Consider the following 13,738-nt stretch of genomic DNA (forward strand, 5'->3'; position numbering starts at 1 on the left):
GGCGGCCCGGGTGAGGCCGGCTGTTTTGCGCAAACGAAAAGGCAGCGACGACTGTCGCTGCCTCGGCCGGCCCTACGGAAGGTGTCTCAGGTCATGGGATCATGGCCGAGGCACCGGCGGGAGCCGGCCTCGTAAACCACTGATACCAGAAGGACACGCGGTGAGCTTAGCCCATCGGTGCACGAGAGTGTCCGTCAGCCGGGGTATGGGCACGTGCAAGTTGCTGTGCTGCCATTGAACACATGAACAACGCGAGCGCGCCGTACCTGCTGGACGGCCTGGCCGAGCTCCCGCCGGCCCGGCGGAGACAGGCCGTCGCCGCGGTCGTGCTCCGGGTCTGGGAAACGCCGTCCGTCCTGCTGGGTGAGATACCGGCGACGCAGGCATTGATCGCGATCGCGGCTATCGCGGCCGGCCTGCCCGGCGCGGCGAACCGGCCCTGGCTGGACGACCGCCTGCTGGCCGCGGCCTGCCCGGAGGTGACCAGCGAGCTGGCCGGCCGGGCGCTGTGCGCGCTGGACGTGCTGGTGGGCCGGGACCGCGAGTCGGTGCCGTTGGAGCTGCACGTCACCGACGGCGAGGCGGCCGGCGCGCTGCTGGACGACCTGCGCGACGTGCTCATGGACGCGCTGCGACAGGGGAACCGAGCGTAGGGACCGCCGGCAGCGCCGCGGTCATCGGCAGCCGGACGGTGAACTCGGTGCGGCCCGGCCCGCTGCGCACCGCGACCGTGCCGCCGTGCGCCGTCACCACCGCGTGCACAATCGACAGACCCAGGCCGGTGCTGCCGGCCGCCCGGGACCGGGAACTGTCCCCGCGGGCGAACCGTTCGAAGATGTGCGGCTGGAGATCGGCGGGGATGCCGGGGCCGGCGTCGGTCACGGTCAGCACCGCGGCGCCGCCGCTCTCGCTCACCCCGACCGTCACCGTGGTGCCCTCCGGCGTGTGCGTCCGGGCGTTGCCCAGCAGATTCGCCAGCACCTGGTGCAGCCGCTGCGGATCGCCGGTCACGGTCACCGGCTCGTCCGGCAGGTCGAGCTGCCAGTCGTGCCGCGGGCCGGCGGCGTGCGCGTCGCTCACCGCGTCCACGATCAGCATGGTCAGGTCCACCGGGTCCTGGGCCAGCGGCCGGCCGGCGTCCAGCCGGGCCAGCAGCAGCAGGTCCTCGACCAGCGCGGTCATCCGGGTGGCCTCCGACTCGACCCGGCGCAGCACGTGGCCGATCTCGTCCGGCACCGGCCGGCGGCTGCGCCGGCTCAGCTCGGCGTAGCCGCGGATCGCGGCCAGCGGGGTGCGCAGCTCGTGGCTGGCGTCGGCGACGAACTGGCGTACCTGCATCTCGCTGGCGTGCCGGGCCTCCAGCGCGTTGCCGACGTGGTCGAGCAGCCGGTTCAGCGCCGCGCCGACGGCGCCGACCTCGGTGCGCGGGTCGGTGTCCGCGGCCGGCACCCGCTGGGCCAGATCAACTTCGCCGCGGTCGAGCTCCAGCTCGGAGACCCTGGTCGCGGTGGCCGCGACCCGGTGCAACGGCTGCAGGGTACGGCGGATGATCACCGCGCCCGCCCAGCCGGCCACGACCAGCGTCACCAGCACCGCCCCGCCGGTGACCAGGGCCATCGCCAGCAGTGTCTCCTGGGTGTCGGCCAGCGGCAGGGCGGCGACCACCACGCCGCCGTCGTTGGTGAGCCGGGAGACCACCCGGTAGTCGCCGAGCGTGCCGAGGTCGACGTCCACCGGCTGGTTGTTCGGGGCGACCGCGCTCAGCTGGGCGACCGTGGCGGCCGTGAGGCTCTCGAACTCGTTGTCGTAGATGCCGTTCGCGTCGGGGCTGAGGGCGACGATGCCGCCGCCGCTCACCTCGCCCGTTTCGGTCAGGTTGAGGAAGATGGAGTCGGTCTGGGCGCCGGGTGGGGGCTTCTGCAGGAAGTCGCCGCCGCGGAACTGGCCGTCGCCGGGGAAGTCGCGGCCGGGCCGGTTCTGCGCCCGGTTGGCGGTCTCCTGGACCTGCGAGTCGAGCCGCTGATAGAGCGTGTTGTGCAGGTACACCTCGGCGGTGGCGCCGACGACCAGCCCGAGCAGCGCCAGCAGCACGATCATGATGGCGATCAGCCGGGTGCGCAGCGGCCAGCCGACCGGGTTCCACCGGCCCGGCCGTGCCTCAGTCAGCGGGCTTGAGGACATAACCCGCTCCGCGCATGGTGTGGATCATCGGGTTCCGGCCCGCGTCGATCTTCTTGCGCAGGTACGAGATGTACAGCTCCACCACGTTCGCCTGGCCGCCGAAGTCGTAGTTCCACACCCGGTCCAGGATCTGGGCCTTGCTCAGCACCCGGCGCGGGTTGCGCATCAGGTAGCGCAGCAGCTCGAACTCCGTCGCGGTCAGCGTGACCAGGTCGCCGCCCCGGCGCACCTCGTGGCTGTCCTCGTCCAGGCTCAGGTCGCCGACGATGAGCTGGGAGTCCGTCCGCATCGGGGAGTGGCCCATCCGGCGCATCAGGCCGCGCAGCCGGGCCACGACCTCCTCCAGGCTGAACGGCTTGGTGACGTAGTCGTCGCCGCCGGCGGTGAGCCCGGTGATCCGGTCCTCCACCGAGTCCTTGGCGGTCAGGAACAGCACCGGCACGTCGGGAGTCTCGCCGCGCAGCCGGCGCAGCACCTCGAGGCCGTCGATGTCGGGCAGCATCATGTCGAGCACCACGGCGTCGGGGCGGAAGTCGCGGGCGGTCCGGACGGCGGTGTGCCCGTCGCCGGCGCTGCGGACGTCCCAGCCCTCGTATCGCAGGGCCATCGAGAGCAGCTCGGCCAGGGTGGGCTCGTCGTCCACCACGAGCACCCGGACGGGGCTGCCGTCGGGGCGCCGGAGCTCCGTGCTGCTGTCCGCGTTCGCCATCGTCATGCCCCTACTCTCGCGGGCCACGCTTTGCGCCACCTTTCCGCTCCCTGTGTAGCACCTGTGCGTCCCGGACACAGCCTGACCATGGTTTTCGCACAGCGTCGTGACACCGGCGGCGGACACAGTCGGCGGCATGACGAACCTGACGATCTCCCGGACCGCCTTCCCGACGAGCCGGGCGCGGTGGCGCCGGCGGACCACCGGCGCGGCGCTGGTCGCGACCCTGGCGCTGGCCGCCGTGCTGGGGCCGCCGCTGGCCCCGGCGACCCGGCTCGGCGCCGGTGAGCTGGTCGGCTTCTCGACGGTGAGCGCGGCGGACACGATCATCAGCAGCGGCGTGCTCGCCGACGTGCCCGCCGCGGGCCGGGGGCGCAGCGTGTCGGAATCGGACTAAATGCCGGAAACTCCGCATAATGTCCCGCGTTGTGTCGGCGGGTGAGCGGAGGAACGGGTGCGGCTTGGTCGTCTCGGAGGTGTCCTCGCGGCACTCGCCCTGGTGGTGCTGCCGGCGGTGCCGGCCGCCGCGCAGGGGCCGTACCCGCCCGGCATCAACGCCGACACGATCCGGACCGCGGCCCTGACCGCGACCGTCGCGGCGGGCGGCGCCCACTCGTGCGCGCTGACCAGCGTCGGCGAGCTCTTCTGCTGGGGCGACGACTCGTCCGGGCAGCTCGGCGACGGCGCCGCGGCGCACGCCTTCGGGCAGCCGGTGCTCGCGCTGCGCGACGCGGTCCAGGTCGACGCGGGCAAGGCGCACACCTGCGCGATCGACGTCCGGGGCGCCGCGCACTGCTGGGGCGACGACTCCGCCGGCCAGCTGGGCGACGGCGGGTACGCCGACCGGGACGCCGCGGTCGCGGTGACCCCGCCGGCCGCCCGGCATCTCGTGAAGATCACCACCGGCGCCCGGCACACCTGTGCCGTGGACGACGTGGGCAGCGCCTGGTGCTGGGGCGACGGCTCGCACGGCCAGCTGGGCGTGCCGGGGCTGCGGGGCTCGGCGGTGCCGGTCCGGGTGGGCACGCACAGCGGGATGCGCGGGGTGGTCGTCGACATCGCCGCCGGGCGCGACACCACGTGTGCGGTGACCGCCGCCGGCGCCGCTTTCTGCTGGGGCTCCGACGCGTACGAGCAGCTCGGGACCGGTGGGCACGGGGACCGGGACGAACCGGTGGCGGTCGCGACGACCGGGCCGATGCGCGGCAAGGTCCGCGAGGTGACGGTCGGCGGGACGCAGGCCTGCGCGCTCGGGGTCGAGGGGCCGGCGTACTGCTGGGGTGCCCGGGGGCTCGGGGCCGGGACCCGGGCGACCCGGACGGAGCCGGTCGGCGTGGAGCTGGGCGCGGCGCTGGCCGAGGTGACCGCCGGCGGTGAGCACACCTGTGGGCTGGACCGTGGTGGCCGGGCGTCCTGCTGGGGCGAGGGAGCGGACGGGCGGCTCGGCAACGGCCGTTCCGCCGCCGGCCCGGTGCCGGTCGGCGTCAGCGCCGGGGGCACGCTGCGCGATGTGGACGCCGGCGAGGAGCACAGCTGCGCCTCCGACACCCGGGGGTACGCGTACTGCTGGGGTGCCGGCGCCGACGGGCAGCTGGGGGCGGGGCGGAGCGCGGCGAGTGCGGTGCCCGTACCGGTGGTGGGGTTGCCCCGGCCACCCGGTGCCGTGACCGGTGTGCGGGCCCGGGCCCTCGACGGCGGCCTCCGGATCGACTGGCGGCCGCCCACGGACCTCGGCTCCGGCGCGTTCACCTACTACTGGGCGACGACCGCCGGCTACGAGTCCGGCTGCACGCTGACCGACGCCACCGCCGACGGCTGCGAGCTGACCGGGCTGCGCAACGACCGGGAGTACGACGTCGCGGTGGTCGCGCGCACCCGGGACGGCATCACCGTCAGCAGCTTCGTCACCGCCACGCCCGCCGCCGCGGCGCCCCTGCCGTCCGGCACCCCGGCGCCGCGCCCGTGGAGCGCCTCGGTCCTGCCCGGCGCGAGCGACCTGCCGGTCACCGGGCTCAGCCCGATCGCGCTGGTCGCGCTCGGCACGCTGCTGCTCGGCGGCGGCCTGACCGCGCTGCTGGTCCGGCGCTCATGAGCCGCCCGTCGCCAGGGCGGCGTCGCGGAACTGCTCGGCGCCCTGCTTGAGGCGCTCGGTGGAGTAGGTGCGGTTCCAGTTCACCCAGGTCACCGGTCCGGCGACCTGATCGGTGCCGGTCGCGGAGACGGTGACCCCCACCCCGGGGGACGCGCGCAGGGTCAGCGTGCCGCCGGCCGGCACGCCGACCATGTGCTTCGACGGGTCCGCGTAGCCCAGCAGCGCCCACGGCACCCGGACCAGCAGGTCGTCGCCGTCGCGGTGCCACAGGGCCCGGCTGTCCGCGGCCGGGTCGCCGTACCGGAGCAGACCCGCGTTCTGCAGCTCGGCCGGCAGCTTCTCGCCGGTCGTCGGCACCGTCCGGGCCCGGTCCACCAGCAGCTCGAACCGCTGCCAGCCGATCGCCGCCGGCCCGCGGGCGGCGGCCGGCACGGCCAGGTCCAGCGGCAGCGGGTCGAGCTCGGCGCGCAGGTACGCCTGCCCGGTGCGGGCCACCGTGTCGAGGAAGAACGCGGCGTCCGCGGCGCGGTTCGCGGTGCCGGGCGCGGGCGGGCCGGTCAGCCCGGGCAGCACGTCGAAGCCGAGCGTGAGCGTGCTCGGCGCCGGCGTGCCGAGCCCGATCCGCAGCCGCAGGTACGCCTCGTCGACCCGCGCGGTGACCCGCTTCGCCGGCCAGCCCCGCTCGTCGTCCAGCAGGTACTCGGTGGTCGCGTCCGGGGAGCCGGCGGCGTCGGTCGCGATCAGTCCGAAGTGCTGCTCGGCGGTGAGCGGGTCGTGCCAGAGCTGGCGGCGCTCCGGATTCTGGTGCCGCCGGGTGTTCCAGGAGCCCTTGAACCACTCGTCCGCCCAGGCGGAGAGGAAGCCGCCGGCCAGGCCCTCGTCCCGGAGCAGCCGCAGCAGCTCGGCGTTGATCCGCAGCGCCTCGCGTTCACTGTGGTCACCCTGGCCGCGGCCGAGCGGCCCGCTGTGCGCGGAGCCGATCGCCGACGGCACGCCGAACTCGGTGATCAGCGTCGGCAGGTCACCGTGGTGCCGCTTCAGCGCGGCGACGTAGCCCGCGTACGGGTCGGCCCGCCCGGCGTGCCGGTGCGCCAGCAGCGCCGGCTCATGCCGCTGGAAGTCGGGATAGTACGGATACGCGTGATAGCTGGCGAAGGTCCCGGCCGGCCAGGCCGCGGTCGCCACCACGTGGTTGGCGTCGAGCCGGACCAGGTCCTCCTCTCCTGACGGCTCCTCGGGGTGCCGCAACGGATCGGTGGTCGGCCAGTTCACGAACGCGATCGGCTGGCTCAGCCCGGCCGCCGCCTGCAGGGTGGCCAGCTCGTCCATCCGCCGGGCGTACCACCGCTCGGTCGGTGACGCGTCCGGAGTGCTCCGGAAGTACCGGCCGCGGGCGGCGGGGGCGGCGGCGTTGCGGGACTCGGCGCGGTCGGTGGTGACCGGGTCCAGCTCCGCCCCGATGATCCAGCCCACCAGCCAGGGCGTCACGTCGGTGGACCAGGTGCCGTCGGCCCGGCCCGGCCGCGGTGCCCGGGTCAGCTCGCCGCGGACGGCCTTGTCGGCATCCGTCAGTTCCTGCCGGAAGGCGGCGGTGGCGGACGCCGCGGAGAGATCGCGCGACTCGTCCGGGGGACGGACGCCCTGCATGAGGTAGAGCGGCCGGTCCGCGCTCGCCCGGTTGACGGCCGCCAGTTCCCGGTAGAAGGCGGGCGGGTGGATGGTGTAGATCCGCACCACCCGGATGCCGAGCCAGGCCATCGCCGCGAACCAGGTCCGGTACTGCCCGGCGGTGACGGACAGCTCGCCCGGCTGGTGCCCCGGTGTCGTGCCGCCCAGGTTCACCCCGGGCAGGAAGGTGACGTCCCCACCCGCCGTGTGCAGGGCGAACGTGCCCTTGCCGGCGGTCGCCAGGCTGCGCAGGCCGCCGGTGCCGGCCGGCGCCGGCGCCCAGGACCGGCCCAGCGGCGGCGAGCCGATCGCGGTCATGCCCGGGATCGCGAAGGCCGCCGAGCGCAGCGCGGGCCGCGCCGCCGCGCCGGCCAGGAACAGGCACATGGCCAGCGTGACCACGCCGATCAGCAGCGTCCTGGCGCGCCCGGAAGCCGGACGCGGAGGCGCCTGGACCAGATGGAGCGGGAAGTCCCCCACGCAGGCATTCTGTGTCGCGCAGGTTGCGGAATCGGGTGAATTGTCGGGAAGCTTGGGACGGTGGAACACTCGCCGTCCGACCGATGTTGTGCTTCCGTTGGTCTTCTGGCGCCGGCGCGAGCGTGTGGGGAGCGGGTCGTGGATCTTCTGGAGGAGTACCGCAGGGCCACCTTCTTCTTCGAGTCCGGCGACCCGCTCGGGGCGGCCCGGCTGCTGGAGCCGATCGTCGAGGCCGAGCCGCAGAACGCGGCTGTCCGCCAGTTACTGGCCCGGGCCTACTTCAACTCCGCGCAGCTCAACGGGGCTGAGGCGCAACTGCGGGCGCTGATCGACCACGATCCCTCCGATCACTACGCGCACCACGTCCTCGGCCGGACCCTCGAACGGGCCGGCCGTTTTCGTGAGGCCCTGCCGCACCTGCGCCTGGCCGCCGCGATGCACCGGCACGGCGACTACACCGAGGCGCTGCGGCGGGTCGAGACGTGGCTGGGCAAGAACGGCGGGGGCGGCGGCGACGGCGGTTTAGGATCGCAGGCGTGAAGATCAAGCTGGACCTGCACGACATCTTCAACAAGGGCACCCAGATCGACAAGGCCCTGCGGGATGTCATCGACGAGGCCATCCAGAAGAAGGCCACCCTCGTCGAGATCATCCCGGGCAAGGGCTCGGGCGCCCTGAAGAAGAAGGTCATCCGCTTCCTGGAGCAGAAGGACATCAAGCAGCTCTACCACCGGGTCGAGAAGGACGGCGACAACTGGGGGCGGCTGTTCGTGCACTTCAAGTTCGAGTCCTCGCAGGGCAAGGGCAGGCGCGGCCGCTAGCCCGGTTCACAGGGTGTCGGTGCGCGCCACGGCCAGCATCTCCGAGCTGTGTGAACCCATCACCCCCACGTCCGCCGGCCGCGCCCGGAAGCCCGGTACGGCGCCGAGCCCGTCGCTGGCGTCCATCACCCGCAGCCGGAGCGGGGTCTTCGCGGGCACGGTCAGCGTGACCTCGACGCCGTCCGGCGGCGGGGCGTGGAACCCGAAGCCGAAGCCCCAGGGGCCACCCGCCCGCCGGTCCGTGGGGACCTCACGGCCGGCCACCCGGGCCGCGGTGACCGTCGCCTCGACGTTCACGTGCAGGGTCAGCAGGCGTACCGGGCGTTGCGGGGTGAGCCGGAAGGTGACCGTCCGCAGCTCGCCGGTCGTGGTGTCGGCGGTCTTGGCCACGGTCGGGGCCGCCAGCGCGGCGGCCGGGGCCGGACCGGTGAGCAGTTCCGCCGGGCCGAAGGCGGGCAGCGTGTCGACCACCGTGGTGGGTTCGCCCGAGACGTACTGTCCGGTCCACTGCTGCGGCTTGTTCTCCTCGCTCAGCCAGCGGGCCTGACCGGTGTCCGCGTCCAGGGCGTACATGAGGTGGGTGGGTGCCGGGTGCGCCGCGTCGAAGCGGTCCACGGCCAGGCCCGTCGCCACGCAGGCGACCGCGGTCAGCAGCGCCGCCAGCGTCGGCAGCCCACCCAGCCGGCGGGCCCGGGCCGCCACCAGCCCGCGCTGGCCGCCGGCCTCCGGGTGCAGCAGGTCGACGACCGGGAGCAGGGCCAGCGCCAGCAGCGTCGTGATTCCGGCGCCGGCGCCGGCCAGCGCCAGCCCCAGGGCGGGCAGGAACAGGACCACCAGCGGCAGCAGCAGCACCACCGCGACGGCCCCGCCCGCAGTCACCGCGAGCACGGCCCACCAGCCGCGCAGCAGCACCGCCACGATGCCGGCCAGCGCCCCGGCCAGCGCGGGCAGCGCCGCGAGGTAGGAGCCGCCGGGCGCGAAGGCGGCCAGCAGGAGACCGAGCACCGCCAGCCAGCCGAGGCCGCCGACGGCCAGGGCGGCGGGGGTCAGCCGGCGGCGCAGCAGCACGTACCAGGCGCAGACGATCGTCGCGGCCAGCGCCACGATCGCCAGCCGGTACCAGAACGGGCGGTACGGGTCGATCAGCTGAGCGGCGTACCCCGGGCGGACGATTTTCAGCAGCGCCCAGAGCAGTTGGGCCGACCCGGGCACCAGGATGATCGGCGCCAGCGCCACGGCGAAGCCGCCCGCCAGCCGGCCGCCGGAGGTGAGCCCGCGGCGCCGGGTCAGCCAGGCCAGCACCAGCACCGCCACCAGCGCCAGCCCGGCCAGCGGCCAGGTCAGGCCGCCCGAGTAGACCGCCAGGCCGCCCGGCACCGGGAAGTAGGTGGCGTCGCCGGTCGAGCGCAGCGCGGGCAGGTCACGGCCGCCGAGCTCCCGGGTCAACTTCAGGGCGTTGGCGCCGAGGTGCTGCAGGCTGTCCCGGTCCATCGTCGCGGGCGTGTCGGTCGGCGCGTGATAGACCGCCGCACCGTCGATGTACGCGCTGTTGAACCCGGTGAAACCCGCCTGAAGGAACGGGGTGAAGTCCGTGTCGTTGGGCAGCAGCCGGTAGACCTCCACCGCGACCGAGGTGCCCACCGGCTTGGGCGCGGTGGCGAACACCCCGGTCAGGCCCGCGTTGTCGGCCGCGGTCTCGAACATGATCGCCGGACCGGAGCTGCCGCGCGCCTCCAGGTTGAGCACCACGCCGCCGTCGCGGGCCAGCGGGTGCTGGTCCACGAACGCCTGCGCCCCGCACAGGCACGCCTCCTCGGCGTCGGTGAGCACGAGCACCACGTCGTTGCGCAGGCGCGGCCCGCCGGCCAGCGCCCGGGCCAGCTCCAGGATCGTCGCCGTGCCCGCCCCGTCGTCGTTGCCACCGGGGGAGACCTGCGCCGAGTCGTAGTGGGCGACCAGGAAGATCCGGCCGGTCGGCGCGGTGCCCGGCAGCAGCGTCACCACGTTGCGCACCCGGGCCAGGCTGATCCCGCCCGCGCTCGACGACAGGTCGCCGCCCTGCACCGAGGCGGTGTCCTGCACCTGCGGGTCGAGGCCCAGGCCGCGCAGGGTGGCCAGGAGGTGGTCGCGGACCCGGTCGGCCGCCGCGCTGCCGGCTACGTGCGGTTCGGTGGCGATGGCTCGTACCTGCTCGAACGCCCGGCCGGCGCTGAACTCCGTGGCCGGCGCGGTGGCGCCCAGGGCCGCCGGCGAGCGGACGGACTGCAGCGCCGCCACCGCGACGACCAGCAGCACCACGATCGCGGCCGATGCCGCGCCCACCCGGTGGGAGGGCCGGGCCAGCGCCCGTGCCGCGGCCTCGATCGGTGGTACGTCCACGTGAACCTCCTACGACGGTGTGGAGGACAGCTAACCCGTTGCGGCCCCGGACGGGTACCCCGTGGATCTTCCCGGCCGGTGGCATAACTTTGTCCGGTGACCGCCCCGCTCGACCCCCCTGCCGTTTTCGCCGAGTTCATCGATCGGGTCGCCTGCTACGACCCGACGCCCGAGGCCGGCCCCGCCGCCGTGCTCGGCCTGCGCACCGCGCTCGGGGAGGCGACGTTCCAGGTCAGCGATCATGTCGTGCGGGCGATGTGCCGGGCGCTGGAGGGCTACCGCGATCCCGCCGACCGGGGCACCTGCATCGGCTGCGGCAGCCGCCGGCTGGACGAGAACCTGCACTGCGCCGACTGCGGGCGGCTGCACGGCATCCTCGGCGAGGTGATCGCCGAGCACGCCCGGCGGGTGGCCGAGGACCGGTCGTACGGGCCGCCCGGGTGAGACGTACCGCTGCCGTGGTCTCTGGTGTTGTGCGTCCGCAGCCCGTGGTGGACTATCAGCGGGTCACGCCCGAAGGAGTCGAGCCATCAACCGTTCCCACCGCGCCGGAGCCGCCGTTGCGCGCACCCCGTCGTGCGGGGTGGCGTGGTGAGTGAACGTGCCCTCGCAGCGCCACCGCCGGCGCTGAAGGCTCCCGAACGGCTGCGCATCCTGCTCGTCGAGGACGACGAGGGTGACGCCTTCCTCGTCAAGGAGCTGCTCGCCGAGGCGGGTGCGCTGTTCGACCTGCGGGTGGCGACCAGCCTGCGCGAGGCCCGGCCGATGATGCGCGGCGTGCAGTGCGTGCTGCTCGACCTGGGCCTGCCGGACGCCGAAGGCATCGACGGGCTGCGCAAGCTGCTCGCGGTGGCAGGCAGCGCCGCGGTCTGCGTGCTCACCGGCCGCTCCGACGAGCACCTGGGGGTCGCGGCGGTCGCCGAGGGCGCCCAGGACTACCTGGTCAAGGGCCAGGTCGATGGCGTCCTGCTGGTCCGGGCGCTGCGCTACGCGGTGGAGCGCAAGCGGGCCGACGAGAACACCCAGCGGCTGCGCGAGGTGGAGCTGCGGCAGGCCGAGTCGGCCCGGCTCGAGCGCGGCCTGCTGCCCCAGCCGCTGATGCAGACCACCGAGGTCGCGGTGCACACGTTCTATCGCTCCGGGCGGGCGATGGGCCTGCTCGGCGGCGACTTCTTCGACGTGGTGCAGGTCGGGCCCGACCGGCTGCACGTCATCGTCGGCGACGTCTGCGGGCACAGCGTCGACGAGGCCGCCCTGGGCGTCGAGCTGCGGGTGGCCTGGCGGGCGCTGGTGCTGGCGGGCGTGCCCGAGGACAAGGTGCTCGGCGCGCTCGAACAGGTGCTGATGAGCGAGCGGCGGGCCCGCGAGGTCTTCGCCACGGTCGCGGCGGTCGTGCTCGACCTGAGCGCCAACCGGGCGACCGTCCGGCTGGCCGGGCACCCGCCGCCGGTCCTGCTCAAGGACGGCCGGGCGGAGCCGGTCGCCGCGCGTCGCGGCATCGTGCTGGGCGTCCGGCCGACCCCCACCCCGGCGACCGACGTGGAGCTCACCGGCGATGACTGGTCCCTGCTGATGTACACCGACGGACTGATCGAGGGGCACAGCGGCGTGGGCGACGAACGGCTGGACGTGGACGGGCTGTGCGGGGTGCTCGCCGAGCCGGCCGCCAAGGAGGTGCCGCTGGCCGCGCTCCCGGCCTGGCTGGTGGGCCGGGCCGAGCAGGGCAACGGCGGCCCGCTCGCGGACGACGTGGCGATGCTGCTGATCTCCCGGGGCGGTGGCCGATGAGCCTGCTGAGCCTGCGCTCCTGGACGTTGCGGCGCCGGGTGGTCGCCCTGTCCACGACCGTCGCGCTGGTGCTGACGATCATCGGCGTCTTCGCCGCGATCACGGCGGCCAGCAGCAACGAGCACATCGACATCATCCTGAACAAGACCGGCCCGATGCGGGCGGCCGGCGAGAGCCTCAACACCGCCGTGGTCAACCAGGAGACCGGCGTCCGCGGGTATGCGATCAGCGGCAACCTGGACAACCTGAAGCCGTACAACGACGGGCTCGCGGCGCAGAACCAGCTGCTCGCCCAGATCGGCGACCTCAACGGCCCCGACGGCGACCCGGCCGTCCGCGCCGCCCTGCAGGTGGTGCAGCAGCGGGCGGACGCCTGGCGGGCCGCGGTCGCGGATCCGGTGATCAAGGCCGTCCAGGCCGACGGCCCGGAGGCCGGGCAGGCGCTGATCGACGCGGCCGACACCGCCGAGTTCGACGCGTTGCGGGCCTCGATCGCCGGGCTGCAGGACGACATCTGGGTGGTCCGCGCGGCCGCCGCGGCGGCCGCCAAGCGCACCGGCACGGTCCTGGTGGCGCTGGAGATCTTCGCCGCGGTGGTGGTCATCCTGGCCGGGGCGGCGCTGTTCCTGCTGCTCGACCGGCTGGTCAGCCGGCCGGTGACCGAGCTGGCCGAGCAGGTCCGCGAGGTGGCCGACGGCGCCTACGACAAGCGCATCACCAGCACCGGGTCGCCCGAGCTGAGAACCCTGGCCGCGGACGTCGACGGGATGCGCCGGCAGATCGCCGCCGAGCTGACCGAGGTCCGCGAGGCGCGCGAGCAGATCGAATGGGTCAACGACCAGCTCAAGCTGCAGGCCGAGGAGCTGACCCGGTCCAACCGCGACCTCGAGCAGTTCGCCTACGTGGCCTCGCACGACCTGCAGGAGCCGCTGCGCAAGGTGGCCAGCTTCTGCCAGCTGCTGCAGCGCCGCTACGCGGGCCAGATGGACGAGCGGGCCGACCAGTACATCGCGTTCGCGGTCGACGGCGCCCAGCGGATGCAACGCCTGATCAACGACCTGCTGGCGTTCTCCCGGATCGGCCGGCTCACCGCGGGCTTCACCGACGTGGACCTCAACCGGGTGCTGACCGAGGTGAAGTCGCAGCTGGAGGCGCGGGCCGGGGACGACGCCGAGATCATCTGGGCCGACCTGCCGACGGTCGAGGGCGAGGAGCCGCTGCTCACCACGCTCTTTGTCAACCTGGTCGGCAACTCGCTGAAGTTCCGCCGCCCGGACGTGCCCCCGGTCATCCAGATCACCGCCGAACGCGGTGCCGAGGAATGGCAGATCAACGTGCGGGACAACGGCATCGGCATCGAGGCCGAGTTCGCCGACAAGGTCTTCGTGATCTTCCAGCGGCTGCACGCGCGGGATGCGTACGAGGGCACCGGGATCGGGCTGGCGATCGTCAAGAAGATCGTCGAATACCATGGCGGGCGGATCTGGCTCGACCTGGACGTCGCCGAGGGTACGTCGATCTACTTCACGTTGCCCCTGCTGGCCGGCGTACCGGTGGCGGAGCCGCGGAAACAGGATGAGGTCGCGGCGTGATGCCAGGCGACGTGCCAAAGGAGGCTCA

At 74.0% G+C, this 13,738-nt stretch carries 12 protein-coding genes; 8 read left to right on the plus strand and 4 right to left on the minus strand.

Features of this window, described 5'->3' with window-relative positions; all coding sequences use genetic code 11:
- Positions 1-242: 242 nt before the first annotated feature.
- The gene (locus tag ACIBQZ_RS02295) at positions 243-653 is read left to right on the plus strand and encodes a hypothetical protein (protein ID WP_396086625.1); all 411 of its coding nucleotides are present in this window, start codon (positions 243-245) and stop codon (positions 651-653) included.
- Here the strand turns inward: ACIBQZ_RS02295 and ACIBQZ_RS02300 are convergent.
- Positions 619-2,181, minus strand: coding sequence for a sensor histidine kinase (locus tag ACIBQZ_RS02300; RefSeq protein ID WP_396086626.1), 1,563 nt, complete (start codon positions 2,179-2,181; stop codon positions 619-621). The two genes, ACIBQZ_RS02295 and ACIBQZ_RS02300, sit on opposite strands and share 35 nt — an antisense overlap.
- Positions 2,159-2,896 carry a response regulator transcription factor gene (locus tag ACIBQZ_RS02305; RefSeq protein WP_396086627.1) on the minus strand — a complete coding sequence of 246 codons (738 nt, stop codon included), beginning with the start codon at positions 2,894-2,896 and terminating at the stop codon, positions 2,159-2,161. Before ACIBQZ_RS02305 ends, ACIBQZ_RS02300 begins: the two co-directional genes overlap by 23 nt.
- Positions 2,897-3,026: 130 nt before the next feature.
- On the opposite strand from ACIBQZ_RS02305, the gene ACIBQZ_RS02310 reads away from it, so the two are divergent.
- Positions 3,027-3,287 carry a hypothetical protein gene (locus ACIBQZ_RS02310; protein WP_396086628.1) on the plus strand — a complete coding sequence of 87 codons (261 nt, stop codon included), beginning with the start codon at positions 3,027-3,029 and terminating at the stop codon, positions 3,285-3,287.
- 57 nt (positions 3,288-3,344) lie between these two features.
- Entirely contained in the window at positions 3,345-4,982 is a 1,638-nt protein-coding gene (locus ACIBQZ_RS02315; RefSeq protein WP_396086629.1) for a hypothetical protein, read from the plus strand.
- Here the strand turns inward: ACIBQZ_RS02315 and ACIBQZ_RS02320 are convergent.
- Entirely contained in the window at positions 4,977-7,130 is a 2,154-nt protein-coding gene (locus ACIBQZ_RS02320) for a hypothetical protein (protein WP_396086630.1), read from the minus strand. The genes ACIBQZ_RS02315 and ACIBQZ_RS02320 overlap by 6 nt on opposite strands.
- 138 nt (positions 7,131-7,268) lie before the next feature.
- On the opposite strand from ACIBQZ_RS02320, the gene ACIBQZ_RS02325 reads away from it, so the two are divergent.
- Both ACIBQZ_RS02325 and ACIBQZ_RS02330 read left to right on the plus strand, forming a co-directional pair.
- The gene (locus tag ACIBQZ_RS02325; protein WP_396086631.1) at positions 7,269-7,670 is read left to right on the plus strand and encodes a tetratricopeptide repeat protein; all 402 of its coding nucleotides are present in this window, start codon (positions 7,269-7,271) and stop codon (positions 7,668-7,670) included.
- A complete protein-coding gene (locus ACIBQZ_RS02330) occupies positions 7,667-7,951 on the plus strand; it encodes a Smr/MutS family protein (protein ID WP_396086632.1) in 285 nt (94 codons plus the stop codon). Before ACIBQZ_RS02325 ends, ACIBQZ_RS02330 begins: the two co-directional genes overlap by 4 nt.
- A gap of 6 nt (positions 7,952-7,957) precedes the next feature.
- Here ACIBQZ_RS02330 and ACIBQZ_RS02335 read toward each other — a convergent pair whose 3' ends face one another.
- The gene (locus ACIBQZ_RS02335; protein WP_396086633.1) at positions 7,958-10,330 is read right to left on the minus strand and encodes a M28 family peptidase; all 2,373 of its coding nucleotides are present in this window, start codon (positions 10,328-10,330) and stop codon (positions 7,958-7,960) included.
- A 96-nt stretch (positions 10,331-10,426) separates the two neighbouring features.
- Between ACIBQZ_RS02335 and ACIBQZ_RS02340 the strand changes: the two genes are divergently transcribed.
- The 3 genes from ACIBQZ_RS02340 to ACIBQZ_RS02350 all read left to right on the plus strand — a co-directional run bounded on the left by ACIBQZ_RS02340 (position 10,427) and on the right by ACIBQZ_RS02350 (position 13,710).
- Positions 10,427-10,774, plus strand: coding sequence for a hypothetical protein (locus tag ACIBQZ_RS02340; protein WP_396086634.1), 348 nt, complete (start codon positions 10,427-10,429; stop codon positions 10,772-10,774).
- A 147-nt stretch (positions 10,775-10,921) separates the two neighbouring features.
- Complete coding sequence (locus ACIBQZ_RS02345; protein ID WP_396086635.1) at positions 10,922-12,118, plus strand: PP2C family protein-serine/threonine phosphatase; 1,197 nt, start codon at positions 10,922-10,924, stop codon at positions 12,116-12,118.
- Complete coding sequence (locus tag ACIBQZ_RS02350; RefSeq protein ID WP_396086636.1) at positions 12,115-13,710, plus strand: ATP-binding protein; 1,596 nt, start codon at positions 12,115-12,117, stop codon at positions 13,708-13,710. Before ACIBQZ_RS02345 ends, ACIBQZ_RS02350 begins: the two co-directional genes overlap by 4 nt.
- Positions 13,711-13,738: the final 28 nt, after the last annotated feature.

Source organism: Actinoplanes sp. NPDC049599 (assembly GCF_044465625.1).
Taxonomy (GTDB): domain Bacteria; phylum Actinomycetota; class Actinomycetes; order Mycobacteriales; family Micromonosporaceae; genus Actinoplanes.